The 23,452-nt window shown below is 37.3% G+C and carries 17 protein-coding genes and 2 pseudogenes; all 19 read left to right on the top strand.

All coding sequences use genetic code 11. The features are described 5' to 3' along the window. Window positions 1-105: 105 nt before the first annotated feature. The 19 genes and pseudogenes from AB3U99_RS10055 to pnp all read left to right on the top strand — a co-directional run bounded on the left by AB3U99_RS10055 (window position 106) and on the right by pnp (window position 23,354). Window positions 106-882, top strand: a complete 777-nt coding sequence (locus AB3U99_RS10055; protein ID WP_400247271.1) for an isoprenyl transferase — start codon at window positions 106-108, stop codon at window positions 880-882. 17 nt (window positions 883-899) lie between these two features. Continuing rightward, window positions 900-1,691, top strand: coding sequence for a phosphatidate cytidylyltransferase (locus AB3U99_RS10060; RefSeq protein ID WP_400247272.1), 792 nt, complete (start codon window positions 900-902; stop codon window positions 1,689-1,691). Between the two features lie 38 nt (window positions 1,692-1,729). Further along, on the top strand, window positions 1,730-2,872 hold the full coding sequence (locus tag AB3U99_RS10065) for a 1-deoxy-D-xylulose-5-phosphate reductoisomerase (RefSeq protein ID WP_400247273.1): 1,143 nt from the start codon (window positions 1,730-1,732) through the stop codon (window positions 2,870-2,872). 15 nt (window positions 2,873-2,887) lie between these two features. Then, window positions 2,888-4,153: an RIP metalloprotease RseP gene (gene rseP, locus AB3U99_RS10070; RefSeq protein ID WP_400247275.1), complete on the top strand. Its 1,266-nt coding sequence runs from the start codon at window positions 2,888-2,890 to the stop codon at window positions 4,151-4,153. Window positions 4,154-4,268: 115 nt separating this feature from the next. Then, entirely contained in the window at window positions 4,269-5,975 is a 1,707-nt protein-coding gene (locus AB3U99_RS10075) for a proline--tRNA ligase (RefSeq protein WP_400247277.1), read from the top strand. 188 nt (window positions 5,976-6,163) lie between these two features. Beyond that, window positions 6,164-6,631 (top strand): IS200/IS605 family transposase, encoded by a 468-nt coding sequence (gene tnpA / locus AB3U99_RS10080; RefSeq protein WP_400247279.1) that lies wholly within the window; start codon window positions 6,164-6,166, stop codon window positions 6,629-6,631. 239 nt (window positions 6,632-6,870) lie between these two features. Further along, window positions 6,871-9,789 (top strand): annotated as a pseudogene (locus tag AB3U99_RS10085) (PolC-type DNA polymerase III); the annotation flags it as partial. 1,403 nt (window positions 9,790-11,192) lie between these two features. Next, window positions 11,193-12,596: pseudogene (locus AB3U99_RS10090) on the top strand (PolC-type DNA polymerase III); the annotation flags it as partial. 275 nt (window positions 12,597-12,871) lie between these two features. Then, window positions 12,872-13,345: a ribosome maturation factor RimP gene (gene rimP, locus AB3U99_RS10095; protein WP_400248020.1), complete on the top strand. Its 474-nt coding sequence runs from the start codon at window positions 12,872-12,874 to the stop codon at window positions 13,343-13,345. A 99-nt stretch (window positions 13,346-13,444) separates the two neighbouring features. Next, window positions 13,445-14,575, top strand: a complete 1,131-nt coding sequence (gene nusA / locus AB3U99_RS10100; RefSeq protein WP_400247281.1) for a transcription termination factor NusA — start codon at window positions 13,445-13,447, stop codon at window positions 14,573-14,575. A gap of 15 nt (window positions 14,576-14,590) precedes the next feature. After that, window positions 14,591-14,875: an RNase P modulator RnpM gene (gene rnpM / locus AB3U99_RS10105; protein ID WP_400247282.1), complete on the top strand. Its 285-nt coding sequence runs from the start codon at window positions 14,591-14,593 to the stop codon at window positions 14,873-14,875. Continuing rightward, on the top strand, window positions 14,872-15,174 hold the full coding sequence (locus AB3U99_RS10110; protein ID WP_016201165.1) for a YlxQ family RNA-binding protein: 303 nt from the start codon (window positions 14,872-14,874) through the stop codon (window positions 15,172-15,174). The genes rnpM and AB3U99_RS10110 overlap by 4 nt, the downstream gene beginning before the upstream one ends. Window positions 15,175-15,193: 19 nt before the next feature. Next, the gene (gene infB / locus AB3U99_RS10115; RefSeq protein ID WP_400247284.1) at window positions 15,194-17,365 is read left to right on the top strand and encodes a translation initiation factor IF-2; all 2,172 of its coding nucleotides are present in this window, start codon (window positions 15,194-15,196) and stop codon (window positions 17,363-17,365) included. Beyond that, complete coding sequence (locus tag AB3U99_RS10120) at window positions 17,362-17,643, top strand: DUF503 domain-containing protein (RefSeq protein ID WP_400247286.1); 282 nt, start codon at window positions 17,362-17,364, stop codon at window positions 17,641-17,643. Before infB ends, AB3U99_RS10120 begins: the two co-directional genes overlap by 4 nt. Window positions 17,644-17,664: 21 nt before the next feature. Continuing rightward, the gene (rbfA, locus tag AB3U99_RS10125; protein ID WP_031534565.1) at window positions 17,665-18,030 is read left to right on the top strand and encodes a 30S ribosome-binding factor RbfA; all 366 of its coding nucleotides are present in this window, start codon (window positions 17,665-17,667) and stop codon (window positions 18,028-18,030) included. A 332-nt stretch (window positions 18,031-18,362) separates the two neighbouring features. Continuing rightward, a complete protein-coding gene (truB, locus tag AB3U99_RS10130) occupies window positions 18,363-19,280 on the top strand; it encodes a tRNA pseudouridine(55) synthase TruB (RefSeq protein ID WP_400247288.1) in 918 nt (305 codons plus the stop codon). Between the two features lie 80 nt (window positions 19,281-19,360). Then, window positions 19,361-20,308: a bifunctional riboflavin kinase/FAD synthetase gene (ribF, locus tag AB3U99_RS10135; RefSeq protein ID WP_400247289.1), complete on the top strand. Its 948-nt coding sequence runs from the start codon at window positions 19,361-19,363 to the stop codon at window positions 20,306-20,308. Window positions 20,309-20,735: 427 nt separating this feature from the next. Then, the gene (gene rpsO / locus AB3U99_RS10140) at window positions 20,736-21,005 is read left to right on the top strand and encodes a 30S ribosomal protein S15 (protein WP_016201171.1); all 270 of its coding nucleotides are present in this window, start codon (window positions 20,736-20,738) and stop codon (window positions 21,003-21,005) included. 228 nt (window positions 21,006-21,233) lie between these two features. Then, entirely contained in the window at window positions 21,234-23,354 is a 2,121-nt protein-coding gene (gene pnp / locus AB3U99_RS10145) for a polyribonucleotide nucleotidyltransferase (RefSeq protein WP_400247291.1), read from the top strand. Window positions 23,355-23,452 lie beyond the last annotated feature (98 nt).

A 23,452-nucleotide genomic window follows, 5' to 3' on the forward strand; every position in this document is an offset into this window, starting at 1 on the left:
TTTAGTAGAGAATATAAACAGATACAGTTGAAAGCATATACTGTATACATATAATCACTGTTAATAGTAAGATACGAAAGGGATCTATTTTGGAGGAGCTATTTTATGTTTAACAAAATAAGGTTATGGAAGAAGAAACCAGTTTCTTCTAATTTCCAAGACCGTATATCTGCATTAAAAATGCGAAAGATTCCAGAGCATGTTGCGATTATCATGGATGGTAATGGGCGATGGGCAAAAAAAAGAAAATTGCCTAGAATTGCTGGACATCACGAGGGAATGAAATGCGTTAAGCGGATTACAACCATCGCAAACGATCTTGGAATTAAAGTGTTAACTCTATATGCCTTTTCAACAGAAAATTGGAAAAGGCCGAAATCGGAAGTTGATTATATATTGTCCCTTCCAGAACAATTTCTTGGTACATTTTTGCCGGAATTAATAGAGAAAAATGTTCGTGTAACAGCGATTGGTTATACAGTCGGATTGCCAGAGTCTACACTTAATGCCTTAAATCGTGCTGTGGAACAAACAAAGCATAATACTGGTCTTCAATTAAACTTTGCCTTAAATTATGGTTCTCGAGCCGAAATCATAGACGCTGTTAAAGGTGTTGTGAAAGATAGTCAATCGGGGAAAATAGAGATAGACAATTTAACAGAAGAAATGTTTGCCTCTTATTTAATGACAGGAGAGATAATAGAGCCTGATTTATTAATTCGTACAAGTGGGGAAATAAGAATAAGCAATTTTATGCTATGGCAAATAGCTTATTCAGAACTTTATTTTACAGAAGTCTTATGGCCAGATTTTAGTGGACAACATTTAATAGAAGCAATCGAAGAATTTCAAAACAGACAACGCCGTTTTGGCGGTGTCTGAAGAGAGTTGGTTTAGAGATGAAGCAAAGAATAATTACAGCAATTATTGCAATAGCCGTATTTTTGCCGTTCGTTTTAATAGGAAAGCTACCATTAGTACTTTTTACTTTTCTGCTAGTCGGAATAGGCGTATTTGAAATGTTTCGGATGAGAAAAATCCCTTTTCTTTCTATTCCGGGAATCATTTCTTTAATTACTGTATGGATGATTGTGCTACCTAACCATTATTTAACTTCCTTAAATATGACAAAATTAGAAATGGGATTAATCGCTGTTTTGTTGTATTTAACGTATATGGTTTTTTCTAAAAATAAATTTACATTTGATGATGTCGCATTTTCCATATTGGCTGTTATTTACATAGGAATAGGATTTCATTTCTTTATTGAAATTAGAGAAACGCATTTAGCGTATCTTATTTATTCGTTATTTATTATTTGGGCAACAGACTCTGGTGCTTACTTTATAGGCAGAGCTATTGGGAAGCGGAAATTATGGCCAGAAATAAGTCCAAATAAAACAGTCGAAGGATTTGTTGGAGGGATTATCAGTGCTTTAGTGGTAGGAGTTCTATTTAGTGTATTTGGCTACATAGAATGGTCTATAGGCTTTGCTTTTACTACCATTATCTTATCTATTTTTGGACAAATTGGAGATTTAACAGAATCAGCGTTAAAGAGACATTATGATGTGAAGGATTCTGGTAGATTATTACCAGGACACGGTGGGATTCTGGATCGATTTGATAGCCTTATTTTTGTCTGGCCACTGCTTTATTTTATCTTTGAACGATTTCTTGATTTAATTTAAAATAAAAGGTAGGAAATAATGGGTGTAGGAGTGAGGTAGTGAAGTATATTAGTTTGCTTGGGGCGACTGGATCGATTGGAACACAAACTTTAGATGTTATTAAAAATCATCCTGATATGTTTCAATTAGTTGCCTTTTCATCAGGAAGAAATATAGAACTTACAAAAAAGATTATCGAAGAATTTAGACCATCCCTTGTTTCTGTTGCAGAAAAAAGCAATTATGAGCAATTAAAACAAATCTTTCCGACCGTTCATTTTAGCTATGGAATGGAAGGGCTGATTGAAGTGGCTGTCTTTGACAAAGCGGATATACTAGTCAATGCAGTAATTGGAAGTGTTGGACTACATCCAACGCTACAAGCAATTGAAGCAAAAAAGGTTATAGCGATTGCAAATAAGGAGACATTAGTTACAGCAGGGCATATTGTGATGGAAGCTGCTGCAAAATTTAATGTACCTGTTTTGCCAGTTGATAGTGAGCATTCGGCTATTTTTCAATGTTTACAAGGGGAAAATCAAAAGAATATTGAGCGCCTAATCATTACAGCCTCGGGAGGAAGCTTCCGAGATCTTAGCAGAACAGATTTAGAGCAAGTAACAGTAGAAGATGCTTTGAATCATCCAAACTGGTCAATGGGTGCAAAAATTACGATTGATTCTGCGACAATGATGAATAAAGGGTTGGAAGTAATTGAAGCACACTGGTTATTTGGACTTCCATATGAGAAAATAGATGTATTATTACATAAAGAAAGTATCATTCATTCCATGGTAGAATTTCATGATAGCAGTGTGATAGCTCAATTAGGGACACCAGATATGCGAATACCAATCCAATATGCACTTTCCTATCCTGAGCGCCTTTCTATAGCGAATGGGAAACGATTGGATTTAACTGCTATTGGGAAATTGCATTTTCAGCAAATGGATATGGAGAGATTTAAATGTCTTCATTTTGCATATGAGGCCGGGAAAGCAGGCGGCACATTGCCAACAGTATTAAATGCAGCAAATGAAGTGGCGGTTCAAAAGTTCTTAAATAACGAAATTAGCTTTCTGCAAATTGAAGACTTAATCGAAAAAGCACTAAATAGTCATCAGAATATACTAAACCCTAGTTTTGAAGTGATCCAAGAGGTTGACTTAGAAACAAGAAAAAGAGTAAGCACACTTCTATAAAAAGGTGGTTAAATTTTGTATACAGTTATAGCTTTTATCATCATTTTTGGTGCGTTAGTATTTTTTCACGAATTAGGGCATTTCGTATTAGCTAAGCGTGCAGGTATTTTATGTCGTGAATTTGCAATTGGAATGGGACCTAAAATTCTTTCATTGAAAAAGGGAGAAACCGTTTATACCATTCGTCTTCTACCAATTGGAGGCTATGTCCGTATGGCAGGGGAAGATCCTGAGATGGTCGATATTAAACCTGGTCATCGAATCGGTTTAATCCTAAATGAAAAAGAAGAAGTAACCAAAATCATTATTAATAATAAAGAAAAGTATCCAAATGCCCGTGTCATTAATGTAGAAGATGCTGATTTAGAACATAAGCTTTTTATTAAAGGCTATGTAGAGGATGACATGGAGGAAAACCTTCTTGTTTTCCCTATTAAAAAAGACGCTGTCTTCGTTGAAAATGGCGTTGAGACACAGATTGCGCCATATGACCGTCAATTTGCAAGTAAGTCATTAGGACAACGAACGCTTGCTATTTTTGCAGGTCCTGCGATGAACTTTGTATTAGCTTTCCTTATTTTTATCGTTATAGCTTTATTACAAGGGATTCCTTCGAATGAAGCTAAGCTTGGAAAGTTAACAGATGATGGGGTGGCAATTAGTGCTGGGTTACACGAAGGCGATAATGTAATAAGTATTGATGGTCAATCGGTTGGATCATGGAAAGAGGTTGTCTCTATTATTCAAAAGAGTCCTGGGGAAAACCTAGAATTTCTAATTGATCGTAATGGACAAGAGATAGCGATTGATGTTACACCGAAGGAAACAGAAGTAGATGGGAAAACGATTGGGCTAGTTGGTGTATACAGCCCAATGGAGAAATCCCCATTAAAATCTATTCAATTTGGAGCAACACAGACCTATACATGGACAAAAGATATTATTGGCGCAGTTGGAAAACTAGTAACTGGCCAATTCTCGATTGATGCATTAGGTGGTCCTGTAGCTATTTATCAATCAACAGATACTGTTGCTCAATCAGGTGTCTATTCCTTAATGAATTGGGCGGCTGTCCTAAGCATTAACTTAGGAATTATGAATCTACTGCCATTGCCGGCATTAGATGGTGGGCGGCTACTGTTCTTTGCAATTGAAGCAGTTCGTGGAAAACCAATTGATCGACAAAAAGAAGGTTTAGTCCATTTTATTGGATTCGCCTTACTTATGCTATTAATGATTGTCGTTACTTGGAATGATATCCAACGATTTTTTATACAGTAGGGTACTTTTTCATTCCTCTTTTAAAAAGGGGAATGTTGTTTTGTGGGGAAAAGTTTTTTGTACCTGCTGTAACAACAATAATAAATATATAAAAATATTAGAGGTGCAATCATAGATGAAGCAAAGTAGAATGTTAATTCCAACATTAAAAGAAATACCGGCAGATGCAGATATTAAAAGCCATCAGTTATTATTAAGAGCAGGGTTTATTAGACAAAATGCAAGTGGAATCTATTCCTATCTACCATTAGCAAACAAAGTAATAAAGAAAATTGAACAAATAATTCGGGAAGAAATGGATGCAGCAGGAGGGGTAGAATTACTAATGCCTGCTTTGCAACATGCGGAATTATGGCAAGAATCTGGTAGATGGTTTACTTACGGACCAGAATTAATGCGTCTAAAAGATCGTAATAACCGGGAATTTGCATTAGGTGCAACCCATGAAGAAGTAATCACAAGCTTAGTTCGTGATGAAGTAAAATCCTATAAGCGTCTACCACTTACGCTTTATCAAATCCAAACGAAATTTAGAGACGAGAAAAGACCACGTTTTGGTATTTTACGCGGTAGAGAGTTTATAATGAAGGACGCCTATAGTTTCCATTCATCTCATGAAAGCTTAGGAGAGGTTTATGATGCTATTTTCCAAGCATATTGCAATATTTTCGAGCGTTGCGGTTTAAACTATCGTGCAGTTATCGCAGATAGTGGTGCGATGGGTGGAAAGGATACCCATGAATTTATGGTGTTATCTGATGTTGGAGAAGATACTATTGCGTATTCAACAGAATCCAATTATGCTGCAAATATTGAAATGGCGCCTGTTGTTAACTCCTACGAAAAATCGGACGAGCCTGCAAAAGAATTAGATAAAGTAGAAACAAAAGAGCAAAAATCGATTGAAGAAGTGTCTGCTTTCTTAAACGTAGCAGCAGATAAATGCATCAAATCTCTATTGTTTAAAGTAGATGAAAAATTTGTTCTAGTATTAGTTCGTGGCGACCATGAAGTAAACGACATTAAGGTGAAAAACTTATTAGAGGCAAATGTGGTAGAATTGGCAGATCACGCTGATACAGAAAAAGTATTAGGAAGCAAGATTGGCTCACTAGGACCTATAAACGTAAAAGATGTAGAAGTAATTGCAGATCACGCTGTGAAAGCAATTGTTAATGGAGTTTGCGGGGCAAATGAAGAGCATTTCCACTATGTGAATGTGAATCCTGATCGTGATTTTGCTGTCAATCAATATGCAGATATTCGTTTTATTCAAGAAGGTGACCTTTCACCAGATGGAAAAGGGACGATTACGTTTGCTAAAGGGATTGAAGTAGGTCATGTCTTTAAGCTTGGTACTCGTTATAGTGAAGCAATGGGTGCAACCTATTTAGATGAAAACGGCAGAGGTCAAGCACTTATTATGGGTTGCTATGGAATTGGTGTATCAAGAACGATGGCAGCAATTGTGGAGCAATTTAATGATGACAGAGGAATTGTATGGCCAAATGCTGTAGCACCATTCGATGTGCATTTAATTACTGTCAATACAAAAGACGAAGCACAAAATGAATTAACAGATAAATTATATGCTTCATTAAAAGCAAATCGTTTTGATGTACTAGTCGATGACCGTGCAGAGCGTGCTGGTGTGAAATTTGCTGACTCTGATTTAATTGGTTTACCAATTCGGATAACAGTTGGGAAAAAAGCAGCAGAAGGAATTGTAGAAGTGAAAGTAAGAAGTACAGGAGAAATGCTAGAAGTTCATGAAAGTGAACTGGCAGCTGCCATTCTTCGTTTAATACAAGTAAAGGAATAATTAAAAATAGATATACAAAAGATTTAGCAATTGGCTAAATCTTTTTCTTTTTGATGGTTTCGAAAACCCCTGGCTATGCCGGGGGTTCCGGAGAGCTTATAGCGAGGTAACAAAAAAACCTCCTTTCATGGTAGGATAAAGTTGGTTTCCCGACCACTTTATCTCACGCAAGAAGGAGGTATGCCCTTATGAAGGACATGAACAGTTTAGCACATACAACATGGAATTGTAAGTACCACATAGTCTTTGCCCCAAAATACAGAAGGCAAATTATATATGGCAAATACAAAAAGAGTATTGGACAAATCATAAGAGAGCTATGTGAAAGAAAAGGTGTTATCATACATGAAGCAAATGCCTGTCCGGATCATATCCATATGTTGGTTAGTATCCCATCAAAATTAAGTGTATCGCAGTTCATGGGTTACTTAAAAGGAAAAAGTAGCCTGATGATATTTGATCGACATGCGAATTTGAAATATCGCTATGGGAATCGGAAATTTTGGTGTCGTGGTTTCTACGTTGATACCGTGGGGAGAAATAAGAAACAAATACAAGAATATATAAGAAATCAGCTGAAAGAAGATTATATGGCTGATCAGCTAACGTTGTTCGAAGAATTCGATCCGTTCACGGGTGAGAAAAATCGGAAGTAAATAAAGAAATTCTTTAGAATTGGTGAGTGAATGTGGTGCAGAAGGGAAACCTTTTCAGTGGGCCTTTAAGGCCGAGGCCGGTAAGAGAGGCTTTTAGCCGCAGAGCAAACCACCAGTTCACACTGGTGGTTTTGATTTGTAGATAAGATTGTATGCTAAACTGCATTAAGTAAAAGAACAGATTTTCTGTGCTATAATAATTTTTATAGAATTTAGCAAGATTGGAAGGAGCGACATAAATGAGTGATATACAGGGGAAAGTGGATCGTTTCCAGATTTTGTTGCAGCAATTGCAATTAACAGACGATCAATATATTTCCCATTTTCGCAACGCCAGCATTGAAAAAATTGTTGTCGAAAAGCGGTCCAAAAAATGGCATTTTCATTTTTTATTTGACGATATCATTCCATTTCAAGTCTATCAATTATTTACTGCAAAGTTAAGAAGTAGCTTTTCGCATATTGCTACTATTACGTATGATATTCGAGTAAGAAATGGAATTGTCACAGACGTTTTAATTCGTGACTATTGGTCTGCGTGTATTGAGGAAATGCAAGGAATTTCTCCACCGCTATTAAAATTATTAAATGAGCAAGTGCCTCAATTTAATGGGAATAAGCTAACCATTCAAGTTAGAAATGAAATGGAAGGCTTAGCGATTAAACGAAAATATGCTAACTTGATTACCGATGCCTATCAGTATTTTGGCTTTCCTGCAATGAGTTTAGATACAGAGATAGTAGAGGAAAAATCGAATTCAGAGTATGAACAATTTTTACTAGCGAAGCAAAAAGAGGACGAGGAGAGAGGAAAACAAGCTTTACTAGACATTCAAAAGATGGAAGCTGAGAAAGAAGCTGGTGACTCTCCGATTCCAAGTGGTCCGTTAACAATCGGACTAACGATTAAGGATGATAGCGATTATCGTCGCATGGAAGAGATAGTGGATGAAGAAAGACGTGTTACCGTACAAGGCTATGTCTTTTTTGCAGAAACGAAAGAGCTTCGTAGTGGCCGAACGCTTCTAACATTTAAGATAACAGATTACACAAGTTCTATTCTTGTGAAAATGTTCTCACGTGATAAAGAAGATGCTGCTCTTTTCCAATTAGTCAAAAAAGGTATGTGGCTACGAGCACGAGGAAGCATTCAAAATGATACCTTCGTTCGTGATCTAGTGATGATTGGGAATGATTTAAATGAAATTAAGCCTGCGGAACGGAAAGATACTGCAAAAGAGGATGAAAAACGAGTAGAGTTACATCTTCATACACCGATGAGTCAAATGGATGCTGTTTCATCCGTTGCTACTCTTGTTGGGCAAGCGAAAAAATGGGGGCATAAAGCGATTGCTATTACAGATCATGCTGTTGCTCAATCCTTCCCAGAAGCGTTTGGAGCTGGAAAGAAAAACGATGTTAAGATTCTTTACGGAGTAGAGATGAATCTAGTAGACGACGGAGTGCCGATTGCCTATAATCCAAAGGATATCGTACTAGAGGATGCTACGTATGTCGTATTTGATGTGGAGACGACAGGGCTTTCAGCTGTATATAACACGATTATTGAGCTTGCGGCAGTGAAGATTCATAATGGGGAAATCATTGACCGATTTGAGTCCTTTGCAAATCCTCATCATCGACTTTCTGCGACAACGATTAATCTAACCGGCATTACCGATGATATGGTAGAAACTGCACCTGAAATTGAGATTGTCTTACGAAAGTTTGCAGAGTGGACAGGCGATAGTATTTTAGTTGCCCATAATGCCTCCTTTGACGTTGGCTTTTTAAATGTCGGCTATCAGAAGGCTGGTTTGCCTAAATCGACAAATGCGGTTATTGATACGTTGGAACTCGGTAGATTCTTATATCCGGAAATGAAAAATCACCGCTTGAATACGCTAGCGAAGAAATTTGATATTGAATTAACCCAGCATCACCGTGCGATATATGATGCAGAAGCTACTGGATATCTGGCTTTAAAAATGCTGAAGGATGCTTCTGAAAAGGGCATCACGAATCATAATCAATTAAATGACAATATGGGGCAGGGAAATGCGTATCAAAGAGCTCGTCCTTATCATTGTACGGTGCTTGCTCAAAATGAGGTAGGGCTTAAAAATCTATTTAAGCTTGTATCGATTGCTCATATTAATTATTTCTACCGAGTTCCACGTATTCCGAGATCTGTGTTGCAAAAGTATCGGGAAGGCTTACTAGTAGGTTCAGCCTGTGATAAAGGGGAAGTCTTTGAAGCGATGATGCAAAAGGCACCAGAGGAAGTAGAAGATATTGCACCATTTTATGACTATTTAGAAGTAATGCCAAAAGAGGTTTACGCTCATTTAATCGAAATGGAGTTAGTACAAGATGAAAAAGCGCTAGAAGAAATAATTGGGAATATCGTAAAACTAGGTGTTAAATTAGATATACCTGTTGTTGCAACCGGAAATGTCCATTATCAAAATCCAAATGATAAGATATATCGGGAAATTTTAGTTGGGTCACAAGGGGGAGCAAATCCACTTAATCGCCATAAGCTTCCAGATGTCCATTTTAGAACAACGAATGAAATGCTGGACTGCTTCAGCTTCCTTGGCAAAGAAAAGGCAAAGGAAATAGTCGTCACAAATACAAATAAAGTCGCTGATATGATTGATGTCATTAAACCAATCAAGGATGATCTTTATACTCCAAAAATTGAAGGCTCTGAAGAAGAAATGCGGGAAATGAGTTATGGAATGGCTAGACGCATTTATGGGGATGAACTTCCTGAAATCGTAGAAGCCCGGTTGGAAAAAGAACTGAAGAGTATTATTGGCCATGGATTTGCCGTTATTTATTTGATTTCTCATAAACTCGTGAAAAAATCATTAGATGATGGATATTTAGTAGGTTCCCGTGGATCTGTCGGTTCTTCCTTTGTCGCCACGATGACAGAAATAACCGAGGTAAACCCACTTCCTCCTCATTATATTTGCGCAGAATGTAAATATTCGGAGTTCTTTAACGATGGATCTGTCGGTTCTGGATTTGACTTGCCGGATAAAGATTGCCCTAACTGTGGGGCACGGTTGAAGAAAGATGGTCATGATATTCCGTTTGAAACTTTCCTCGGATTTAAAGGGGATAAGGTTCCTGATATTGATTTGAGTGCGCCACGTTACCAATTGAAAAGATTGGTCACTAGCTTTTGCTAGGAGAACTGTTAACTCGAAGTGTGGAATGATAGGGTAACGCCTTAAAACACACTCACTGAATCTGCGGCAAGCGAAGGATACATTGTAAATAGTTGAACTCGTTTGAAGCCCGCTAAAGTCGGCTAAAGTTTACCCTAACACTTTATAGTGAGGAAAGACCTAATAAGGTTGTAAATGATAGGCCGGGTGTCTACAAAACTTTTATGGTTAGAATGGATAGAGTTATCTGGACGAATCCTCGACTGACTCTTCGTGAATGTCACTAAGTAGAAATGCTTAGGGGTCCTTATTGGACTTTCTAGTGTGGATGAGTAAGCGTTAGGTTATGAAAATCCATATAGCTTTCTCAGGAGCTATCAAGCTAGACGGAGTATAGAGGAAACCTAAGAAAGTATGTACAGATAGAGTTAATGGAACGTGGGAAGCTTCGGAGACTTGAGGTGATTACACACCATTTAAAAGTCGTTCTTCAAAAAACTCAAATTGAGGATAATGAAGATTTGTCGAAGTGGCAGTAAAGCCGTAGTACCGTTTGCAAGAGCTGCCTATGACGGCCGAATATAGTGAATAGGCCAGAGGGGAAAACAGTTCTGAGGGAAGGGCTTGAGTTGTCTTTTACGATCCAAATCCTACAAAAGTCAGTATTCTAAGTAAGATTAAAAAGAAACGAAAGCCTTGTTGGAGGTGATTAGTTGGCTGACTTAATGGTTCAAAAGTTAAGAAATTAAGAATACTTTAATGCTCAAGAAACATTTGAGGCTTTGTTATAGCTGATTGTTGATTGTAATGTTTATGAAAAATAACCGGTAAAATTACGCTGAAATTAGGAAATATCCATATTTTCTTAAATTTAAGGGGAGTTTTTCCGTTTATCTTCTCCAAATCTTTGGATTTAGTCATATTTAGAGCATATAACCGGAATATCTCTGCTTATATCTGCTACTTATGCTCACTTTATATACATTAGCCGGAAATTTTCCGCCTATAATTTCTCATACTTACAAGATAATCAACAATGAATGATAACAGAACCTATGCTGAAAGTACAAGTGGAAGATATTTAAAAAAGCTGTACGATTTAATCATCTCAGAAGAAAATATTCTTCTCGCTTTTCGAAACTGGAATAGGACACTGGAAGCAGAACAAATGGTCAAACTATTATCATGTCAAAACACTAGACGCCAAAGGATTAAAGAAACTTAATGCACTACGCAAGGTAGTAGGATTCCAAGCGTTAGTGATCTAATTATCGTAAATAGAAAGACGATGGAGCGCCGTATGACGCCGAAAGGGTCACGTACGGTGTGGGACAGGGGAAAAGCTGGAGATAATTTCAAAGGTTTACCTATTGTCATATTTTTCCGGTGAATATCAGCCAATCGCCCATAACTATACAAAAGTACTGTTTGGTGATGAATATGTATACCGTGCAGGAACAATAGGTACTGTAGCTGATAAAACAGCATATGGTTATGTTAAGGCATATCAAAACGACAATAATTTGCAAATTCGCGGTGCGGAAATCGACCGATTAGCATCTGGCTGTACGGGTGTTAAGCGAACAACTGGACAGCATCCAGGGGGAATCATTGTTATTCCTGATTATATGGATGTTTATGATTTTACTCCAATTCAATTTCCAGCGGATGACCGAAATTCTGAATGGAAAACAACCCATTTTGATTTCCATTCCATCCATGATAATGTACTGAAGCTTGATATTCTAGGGCATGATGATCCGACTGTTATCAGAATGCTTCAAGACTTAAGTGGAATTGATCCGAAGACGATTCCGACAGATGATCCGGAAGTAATGAAAATATTCAGTGGTACGGAGTCCCTTGGGGTAACCCCAGAACAAATTTATTGTAAAACGGGTACATTTGGTATCCCTGAGTTTGGAACTAAATTTGTTCGACAAATGCTAGAAGATACAAAGCCGACAACGTTTTCTGAGTTAGTACAGATATCTGGTCTATCTCACGGTACGGATGTTTGGTTAGGAAATGCACAAGAACTTATTCATAATAATATTTGTAACTTAAGTGAAGTAATAGGATGTCGTGATGACATTATGGTTTATCTGATATATCAAGGACTGGATCCAAGTTTCGCTTTCAAAATCATGGAAAGTGTGCGTAAAGGGAAAGGTCTATCAGATGAGATGGAAGAAGAAATGAGAAAGAACGAAGTACCCGAGTGGTATATTGATTCTTGTAAAAAGATTAAGTATATGTTCCCGAAGGCGCATGCCGCTGCTTACGTATTAATGGCAGTAAGAATTGCCTATTTCAAAGTGCATCATGCATTGCTTTATTACGCTGCTTATTTCACTGTTCGTGCCGATGATTTTGATGTTGATGCAATGGTGAAAGGCTCCCATAGTATTAAAGCAGTAATCGATGATATTAGTGCAAAAGGGTTAGATGCATCAACGAAAGAGAAAAACCTATTAACTGTAATGGAGCTAGCCTTTGAAATGGTAGAAAGAGGCTATTCCTTTAAAAAGGTCGATTTATATAAATCTAGTGCTACTGAATTTATTATTGAAGGCAATTCTCTTATTCCGCCATTTAATAGTATTCCAGGATTGGGAACAAATGCTGCGATTAATATTGTGGAAGCTAGAAAAAATGGAGAGTTTTTATCAAAAGAGGATTTACAGCAGCGCGGAAAAGTTTCCAAAACGATTATGCAATATCTTGACAATCATGGTTGCTTGGCTGATATGCCAGACCAAAACCAGCTTTCCTTATTCTAAAAATACATTTAGAAATGGGAAGAAACGTTGAAGCAACGGACTTTCATTTGCATAAATGAAGCGGTTATGGTATAGTTTAATTGGAAATACTAAGAATAACTTTCGCGAATGGAGAGTGGGGCAACCCACTCTTTCCTGTTTGTATTAGGTTTTTTTCTAAATAAACAAGCGAAGGATATCGCACTAATTTGATGAATGAGCAACAAGTATACATATTTTAGTTTGCTAAGTTGACTCTAAAAACATAATAAGGTTCCTTGCTTAAGGAGGGAAAAATTTTGAGCAAAGTAACACAAATAGTGGAAGAAATGGTACATCCCATTTTAGATGAACTGCATTTAGAATTAGTAGATGTCGAATATGTAAAAGAGGGACCAAACTGGTTTTTACGTGTTTACATTGACAAAGAAACTGGTGTGGATATTGATGAATGTGCAGTCGTTAGTGAAAAACTAAGTGAAAAGCTAGATGAAATCGACCCGATTTCAGAGAACTACTTTTTAGAGGTTTCTTCACCTGGAGCGGAACGACCATTGAAAAAAGACAAAGATTTCGAAATGGCAATTGGGAAAAATGTTCATATTAAAACATATGAACCAATTGAAAACGAAAAAACCTTCGAAGGAATCTTAACAGCTTTTAATGGAAAAACGGTGACAGTCGAAGTCAAAATCAAGACAAGAAAGAAAACGATTGAGATACCATACGAAAAGGTTGCTAAAGCAAGGCTTGCAGTTACTTTTTCATAATTTATAAAAGACCTTAAAAGAAGAAGGTTTATGAAAAAGCTTCGCTAACATACGGTCGTATCATTATTGATAATAGAGAATAAAGGGGGATACACGCTCATGAGCAGTGAATTAGTTGATGCTCTAGTGTTACTTGAAAAAGAAAAAGGAATATCACGAGAAGTGATCATGGATGCAATGGAAGCGGCATTGATCTCTGCTTATCGTCGCAATTTTAACCAGGCACAAAATGTACGAATAGATTTGAATTTAGGTGCAGGTTCTATGCGTGTATTTGCTAGAAAAGAAGTAGTAGATGAGGTATTTGATCCACGTCTGGAAATTTCTTTGGAAGACGCACAAAAAATTAATCCAAACTATGAAGTAGAAGATATTGTAGAATTAGAAGTTACACCAAAAGATTTTGGTCGAATTGCAGCCCAAACTGCAAAGCAAGTAGTAACACAAAGAGTGCGTGAGGCAGAAAGAGGAATTATTTATTCCGAATTTATCGATCGCGAAGAAGACATCATGACGGGGATTGTTCAACGCCAAGATAGTAAATTTATTTATGTAAGCTTAGGCAAAATTGAAGCAATCTTACCTACAAATGAGCAAATGCCAAATGAGCATTATAAACCACATGATCGAATCAAAGTGTTTTTAACAAAAGTAGAAAAGACTACAAAAGGTCCACAAATCTTTGTTTCTAGAACACATCCTGGTTTGCTAAAAAGATTATTTGAGATGGAAGTGCCGGAAATTTATGATGGTACAGTTGAAATCAAATCTGTTGCTCGTGAAGCAGGAGATCGTTCCAAGATTTCCGTTCATTCCGATAACGAAGAAGTAGATCCAGTAGGTTCATGCGTAGGTCCTAAAGGAACTCGTGTGCAGACGATTGTAAATGAGTTAAAAGGGGAAAAGATTGATATTGTTAAGTGGTCTAGTGACCCAACAGTATTCGTCGCAAATGCTTTAAGTCCTTCAAAAGTATTAGAAGTAATTGTGAGTGAAGAAGACAAAGCAACAACTGTCATTGTTCCAGATTATCAATTGTCATTGGCAATCGGTAAGAGAGGCCAAAATGCACGCTTAGCAGCGAAGCTTACTGGCTGGAAAATTGATATCAAATCTGAATCTGAAGCAAGAGAAGCTGGAATTTATCCAACTGAAAATTCATTAATTAAATTTGATGAAGAGGTAGAAGAAGAGGATGATTTTCGTTTAAGCACGGAAGATTTCGAGTGATAGAGGTGAATGTGTGTGAACAAACCAAGAAAAGTACCAATGCGTAAATGTATTGCTACCGGTGAAATGAGGCCGAAAAAAGAATTAGTTCGCATCGTTCGTTCCAAAGAAGGGGATGTATCCGTCGATTTAACGGGAAAAAAATCCGGTCGCGGAGCATACCTTTCATTGGATAGAGAAGCAGTACTATTAGCCAAGAAGAAGAATATTCTTTCTAATCAGCTAGAAGTTACAGTAGATGATTCTGTCTATGAGGAGCTGTTAGAACTAATAGATAAGGAGCAAAGACAATCCAAATGAACGATAACAAGTGGATGTCATTACTTGGCTTAGCAAATCGAGCACGGAAAATAACCTCAGGTGAGGAATTGACCGTAAAAGAAATTAGAAGCGGTAATGCAAAACTAATATTATTGTCGGAAGATGCGTCACAAAACACGACAAAGAAAATCACAGATAAATGCCGCTCCTATAAAGTACCAGTGAAGCTTGTTTCAAATAGGGAAATCCTAGGGAAAGCGATAGGGAAAGAGCAAAGAGTGGTTGTCGCTGTTTTGGATAATGGATTTGCAAAAAAACTTTTAACGCTGCTCGATTAATTCTAGCGGGGGTGAAATGATGAGTAAAGTGCGAGTATACGAATACGCAAAACAATATAACATTTCAAGCAAGGATGTTATTGCTAAATTAAAAGAGATGAACGTAGTAGTCTCAAACCATATGACAACATTGGATGAGGACGCAATAAAAAAATTAGATAGTGTATATAATAAAAAGAACGAAGAAAATAAGCCAAAAACACCCGCTCAAAAAGCGGCTGCTAAAAATATCGCGGACGAGTATGAAAAAGAAAGCGATTTGATGGCTGAAAAGGGGAAAGTAAATCAATCTGTGAAAAATACTAAAGATAATAAACCAGGGTTTAATAAACCAAAAAACAACAATAACAATAATAATAAAAATAGAAATAACAACCGCAAAGGGAAGCAAAATGCTGCTCCAGTTGCACCACCTGTTCCGAAAAAAGAAAAAGAATTACCGGAGAAAATTACGTTCAGTGAGTCTTTAACTGTTGCTGAATTAGCAAAAAAATTACATCGTGAACCATCGGAAATCATCAAAAAATTATTCCTTCTTGGTGTAATGGCAACGATCAACCAAGAATTAGATAAAGATGCGATTGAGTTAATCTGTACGGATTACGGAGTGGAAGTCGAAGAAGAAATTAAAATCGATACAACCGACCTAGAAGTATACTTTGCAGATGATGAAAACGCAGAATTAATCGAGCGTCCATCTGTTGTTACAATCATGGGACACGTTGACCACGGGAAAACAACATTACTTGACAGTATTCGTAATACAAAAGTAACAGCAGGAGAAGCTGGTGGTATTACCCAGCATATCGGTGCATACCAAATTGAGGAAAATGGCAAGAAAATTACGTTCCTTGATACACCAGGACACGCAGCCTTTACTACAATGCGTGCACGCGGTGCGAAAATCACTGATATCACCATTCTTGTTGTAGCTGCTGACGATGGTGTTATGCCACAAACAATCGAAGCAATCAACCATGCGAAGGCTGCTGAGGTTCCAATTATTGTTGCAGTCAATAAAATGGATAAACCAACTGCAAACCCTGATCGAGTAATGCAGGAATTAACAGAACATGGATTAGTACCTGAAGCTTGGGGTGGGGAAACTATCTTTGTTCCACTTTCCGCATTAACAGGAGAAGGTATTGACTCTTTACTTGAAATGATTTTATTAGTAAGTGAAGTAGAAGAATATAAAGCGAATCCGAACCGTAACGCGGTTGGAACTGTTATTGAAGCAGAACTAGATAAAGGTAAAGGTTCTGTAGCAACATTACTTGTTCAAAATGGGACATTGCGCATTGGAGATCCAATTGTAGTTGGTAATACATTTGGTCGTGTTCGTGCAATGGTTAACGATTTAGGCAGACGTGTGAAATCAGCTGGACCATCCACTCCTGTTGAAATAACTGGTTTAAATGAGGTTCCACAAGCTGGTGATCGCTTTGTTGTCTTCAATGATGAGAAAACAGCAAGACAAGTCGGAGAAGCTCGTTCTACACAAGCAATCCAAGCACAAAGATCAGAAAAAACAAGAATCAGCCTTGATAATCTGTTTGAACATATGAAACAAGGGGAAATGAAAGATATTAATATCGTTCTTAAAGCCGATGTTCAAGGTTCAGCAGAAGCGTTAGCTGCCGCTCTTTATAAGATTGAGGTAGAAGGCGTAAACGTTAAAATTATTCATACTGGTGTTGGTGCCATTAATGAATCAGATATTACACTTGCAGCAGCATCTAATGCAATTGTTATCGGATTTAACGTACGACCTGACGTTAATGCAAAAAGAGCTGCAGATGCTGAAGAGGTAGATGTACGTTTACACCGTATTATCTATAAAGTAATTGAAGAAATTGAAGCGGCAATGAAAGGGATGCTTGATCCTGAGTTCCAAGAAAAAATTATTGGTCAGGCTGAAATTCGCCAAACCTTTAAGGTTTCTAAAATCGGTACAATTGCAGGTTCATATGTAACAGACGGAAAAATTACAAGAGACAGCGGCATTCGCTTAATCCGTGACGGTGTTGTAATTTTCGAAGGCGAAATCGATGCATTAAAACGCTTTAAGGACGATGCAAAAGAAGTAGCTCAAGGTTACGAATGTGGGATTACAATCAAAAACTTTAACGATGTTAAAGAAGGCGATATTATTGAAGCATACGTTATGGAAGAAATTGAGCGTAAATGATTGTCGGTATAATGACAGTGGAATGCATCATTTATGATGCCCACTCATTAAAAGAAAAGCGGGCGGTTCTGCAAAGAATTATGACCCGCTTAAAGCAAAAATACAATATCTCTATTTCAGAGGTGGACTTTCAAGATACTTGGCAAAGAACAAAGTTTGCTATCGTTACGGTTGCTTCTGCACGCGTCTCTGTTGAAGGCGTATTGCAGCAAGCACAGCAGTTTATCGATTCTTTCCCTGAAATAGAGAGAACAGTAACAGATATAGAATGGCTTTAATAAAATGAGGTGAATTGCGCGATGAGTCTAAGACCAAATCGTGTTGGTGAACAAATGAAGAAGGAATTGGGCGAGATTATTACTCGTAAGATAAAAGATCCTCGCATTGGCTTCGTAACAGTAACAGATGTTAACGTTACAGGTGACCTTCAACAAGCAACCGTGTATATTTCCGTACTTGGCGATGAAGAGCAACGTGAAAATACACTAAAAGGATTAGCGAAAGCGAAAGGCTTTATCCGATCAGAAATTGGACAACGCATTCGTTTACGTAAGACTCCTGAGATTACTTTTGAATTTGATGAGTCGATAGATTACGGAAATAGAATTGATACATTATTGCATCAAATCGCAAAAGAAAATCCGTCTAGTAACGACGAAAGATAAGATGTAAAAATAAGTATGCTCCTATCGGACTTTTTCCATGATGGTTATGGATATGGACGATAGGAGTTTTTTTGTAGAGGCTGAAAATAGAGAAATTTAACTTTTGAATAAAGCCCGTTGATTTCCGTTCCAGGAACTTGCTTTCCGCGGGGAGGGATGAGAGCCTCCTCGGCTTTGCCTGTGGGGTCTCTCATTTCCCTCATTTCCCGTAGGAGTCAAGTTCCCACCACTACAATCAACTCAGAGTATCAAATGACATTACAATAAAAAGTTAAGATTCATTTTCGCATTAAACATGATAATTTATAAATGAATGATAAAGGATGAGGTATATGGAAGGGATTTTACCGTTATGGAAGCCGAAGGGGCTTACTTCGCATGATTGTGTTTTTCGGTTGCGAAAGATTTTACATATGAAGAGAATTGGTCATACTGGCACACTGGATCCGGATGTAACGGGTGTATTGCCGATTTGTTTAGGAAGAGCGACGAAAGTAGCGGAATATATAACAGATGCCGGCAAAGAATACGTAGGAGAGGTAACGATAGGCTACTCTACTACTACGGAAGATCGTTCTGGAGAAAAGGTAGAGGAAAAGGAAGTAACTGAAACGATTACAAGAGAAAGAATCGAAGCAATATTACAAGAATTAACGGGGACCATTACGCAAACACCGCCAATGTTTTCTGCCGTTAAAGTAAATGGAAAAAGGCTTTATGAATATGCAAGACAGGGATTAGTGATTAAACGACCTTCAAGACAAGTGACTATTTATGCATTAGAATTAATAGAAGAATGGAAGGAGCTAAAGGGTGATACTGTATCCTTTCGCTTTAAAGTAAGCTGCAGTAAAGGGACATATATCAGAACGCTTGCTGTGATGATTGGAGAAAAATTAGGGTATCCTGCCCATATGTCAGACTTAAGTCGAACACGTTCTGCAACATTTACGGGGAAAGAATGTGTGACCTTTGAAGAGCTTGAAGAATATGTAGAAAAAGGGATAGTTGATAAGTATATTTATCCGATTGAATACGCGCTTTTACATTTGCCGAAATATGAAATAAATGATACATTAGCAATGAAGGTACGAAACGGAACGGTATTAGATACTCCTGCTCATTTAGTAGAAGAACAGGAGCCAATTGTCATTCAAACAACAACAGGTGAAGCGTTAGCTATCTATGTTCAGCATCCGTCAAAAAAAGGATTAATAAAACCGTCTAAAATATTAAAAATTTTGGAGTAATGAATGGATACTTCGTACACCTTGAAACAGTGTGACAAAAAAGGTAAAGAAATTTTAAGCTAGAAAAGGTGAGTAGCGTAGTGAAAATAGTTAGAATCAATCATTCAGAACGAAATAAAGAGCAAGATCATCCACCAATTTCCATTGCTTTAGGTTCTTTTGATGGTGTACATCTTGGTCATCAAAAAGTAATCGGGGAAGCCAAAAAAATAGCAGATCAAAATGGATGGAGCAGTGCTGTTATGACATTTGATCCCCATCCTTCTATCGTGCTAGGTGGAAAAACGAAAAAAGTAGAGTATTTAACCTCATTTGAATCCAAGGTGGAAGAATTGGCAAAATTAGGAATTGATTATTTATTCATTGTCGATTTCACTATTGAATTTGCTAGTTTACCACCTCAAGAATTCGTTGATACGTATTTAATTGACTTAAATGTGAAGCATGTTGTAGCAGGCTTTGATTATACCTATGGCAAGAAAGCCCAAGGAACGGCTGAAACACTTTCTGAACATTCACGAGGTCAATACGAAACAACCATTATTGGGAAAGAAACCTTTGGAGGGGAGAAAGTAAGTTCCACATTGATTCGTTCCCTGATTAATAATGGGGATATGGAAAAAGTTCCTGCTCTATTAGGCAGATATTATACGATTAAAGGCACCGTTATTCATGGCGACAAGCGCGGAAGAACGATTGGTTTTCCAACAGCAAATGTGAAGCAAACAAACGATGTTATTCTGCCACCACTTGGTGTATATGCCGTGCGCTTATTAGTAAATGAAAAGTGGTATGAAGGAGTATGTAATTTAGGTACAAAACCAACCTTCACTCCAGAAGAGAAAACAGCTAGTATCGAAGTTCATATTTTCGACTTCCACCAAGATATCTATGGTCATTCCGTTACAGTAGAATGGCATAAACGAATCAGGAGCGAACAAAAATTCAACGGAATCGACGAACTAGTAGCCCAAATAGAAAAAGACAAGCAAACCGCTTTACAGTATTTCTATGACAAAGCACAATAAGAAAAAAATAAAAGTAATACTGAATATTTCTAAATGGATTTGGAAATACTGATTAAATATATCCAAAGGAAGTAAATGGAAAGAAACTAGTAATTGTAAGGTAACTTTTTATTTGATTTTATTAGTATCGATGTTAATGATTGGTACTAATATAGCAGGGTGAATATACGTAGACTCATGCGGGGATTAGCGGAGGGCACTGAAGGAAAAGGTTGTTACTACCAATCAATAGTACCAACTTTTTGCCAGACTCTATTTTTGTTTTCTTTGTATATTTTTAAAAATAAAAGGTTATGTCTTGATTTTTCACAAGAAAACAGTTATTCTTAAATACGTACTAAAAACAACCTTTGCTTGGCAAATCGAATCACCAACGTTTTGCTCGGTAATTGGGGATTAGTGTAATAGAATTAGGAGGTGAAACAGGATGGCAATCACTCAAGAACGTAAAAACGAACTTATCAATGAGTACAAAACGCATGAGAACGATACTGGATCTCCAGAAGTTCAAATCGCTGTCCTTACTGAGTCAATCAATAACTTGAATGAACATTTACGTACACATAAAAAGGATCATCACTCACGTCGTGGTCTTTTGAAAATGGTAGGTAGACGTCGTAATCTTTTAACTTACCTACGTAATAAAGACGTTCAACGTTACCGTGTTTTAATTAACAAACTTGGTCTACGTAGATAGTTAAAAAAGCGGGATATTTTTCCCGCTTTTTTATTGTAAATAAATGCGAATCTAACATATGGTTTCTATAGATTACATAAATTAATTTCGTTTTTTAGTTACATAAAATGTGTATACTAGTAGAAGAGAAATTTAAGGGTAGTATTCTTTATTTTATAAAATAGTAGGTTTTAGGTAGTACTTAACCGGAAACCTCCATGAAGTGAATGAGTAGAGAGGGGTTTATGAATGGGACAAGATAAGCATGTCTATTCCATTGACTGGGCTGGAAGAAAGCTTACAGTCGAAATTGGACAATTAGCAAAACAAGCAAATGGTGCAGTACTTGTACGATATGGTGATACTGCTGTATTAAGCACAGCGACTGCTTCAAAAGAACCGAAAAACTTAGACTTCTTTCCATTAACAGTAAACTATGAGGAACGCCTATATGCAGTTGGTAAAATTCCAGGTGGTTTCATTAAAAGAGAAGGACGTCCAAGTGAAAGAGCAATTCTTGCAAGCCGCTTAATCGATAGACCAATTCGACCATTATTTGCTGATGGCTTCCGTAATGAAGTCCAAGTAGTCAGCTTAGTAATGAGTGTGGATCAAGATTGTACGTCTGAAATGGCGGCTATGTTTGGATCATCATTAGCATTATCTGTTTCTGATATTCCATTTGGCGGACCAATCGCTGGTGTATATGTCGGTAGAATCGATGGCGAATTTGTCATCAACCCAACAGTAGAGCAAGCAGAGAAAAGTGATATTAATCTTGCAGTAGCAGGAACCAAAGACGCGATCAACATGGTAGAAGCTGGTGCAGAGGAAGTACCAGAAGAAGTGATGCTTGAAGCAATTATGTTTGGTCATGATGAAATAAAGCGTTTGATTGCTTTCCAAGAAAAAATTGTTGGAGAAATTGGCAAAGAGAAAACAGAAGTTGTTCTATATCAATTGGATAAAGATATAGAAGCGGATGTTCGCGCATTATGTGAAAGTGAAATGCTAGATGCTATCCGTGTACAAGAAAAGCATGCTCGTGAAGCGGCTATTAAAGTAGTAAAAGATTCTGTTCTTGCAAAGTATGAAGCGGAAGAAACAGAAGATGAAGACTTAAAGCAAGTGAAGGCTATTTTAGATAAATTAGTAAAAAATGAAGTTCGCCGTTTAATTACTGAAGATAAGGTTCGCCCAGACGGACGTGGATTAGAAGAAATTCGCCCACTATCTTCAGAAGTTCATTTATTACCAAGAACACATGGTTCTGGTCTGTTCACTCGTGGACAAACTCAAGCATTAAGTATTTGTACATTAGGTGCTTTAGGGGACGTACAAATATTGGACGGTCTTGGTGTAGAAGAAGAAAAACGTTTCATGCATCATTATAATTTCCCTAACTTTAGTGTTGGTGAAACTGGACCAATGCGTGGACCAGGACGAAGAGAAATCGGCCATGGCGCACTAGGGGAAAGAGCATTAGAACCAATCATTCCTTCTGAAAAAGACTTCCCATATACCATTCGCCTTGTATCAGAAGTATTAGAATCCAATGGTTCTACTTCACAGGCTAGTATTTGTGCTAGTACGCTTGCAATGATGGATGCTGGGGTGCCTATTAAAGCGCCGGTTGCTGGTATTGCAATGGGTCTAATTAAATCTGGTGAACATTACAGTATTTTAACAGACATTCAAGGAATGGAAGATCATTTAGGAGATATGGACTTTAAAGTTGCTGGTACTTCTAAAGGGGTAACTGCACTTCAAATGGATATTAAAATTGATGGACTATCTCGTGAAATTTTAGAAGAGGCATTACAGCAAGCGAAAATTGGTCGTATGCAAATTCTAGAATCCATGATGGCAACAATCAATACTCCTAGAGAATCTTTATCTTCTTACGCTCCAAAAATCTTAATGATGTCTATTAACCCAGACAAAATTCGTGATGTTATTGGACCAAGTGGTAAACAAATCAATAAAATCATTGAAGAAACTGGCGTTAAAATTGATATCGAGCAAGATGGTACAGTATTCATTTCTTCTGTTGATGATGAAATGAATAACAAAGCAAAACAAATTATTGAAGATATTGTTCGTGAAGTAGTTGTTGGACAAATGTATCTTGGTAAAGTAAAACGAATCGAGAAATTCGGTGCATTCGTTGAAATTTTTAACGGCAAAGACGGTCTTGTTCATATTTCTGAGCTTGCTGAAGAAAGAATTGGAAAAGTAGAAGACGTTGTAGCGATCGGTGATGAAATCCTTGTGAAAGTAACAGAAATCGATAAACAAGGAAGAGTTAACCTTTCACGCAAAGCGGTTTTAAAAGAACAAAAAGAGCAAGCTGAGAATGCTAAAAACTAACTAAAGAAACAAAATAAAAGATGACGGATAAAACTGTTAATTGCTTAACAGATATTTTATCCGTCATCTTTTTTTGTGGAATGAAAAGAATCATCTTG

The organism is Niallia tiangongensis (assembly GCF_044704065.1).
Lineage (GTDB): Bacteria > Bacillota > Bacilli > Bacillales > Cytobacillaceae > Niallia > Niallia tiangongensis.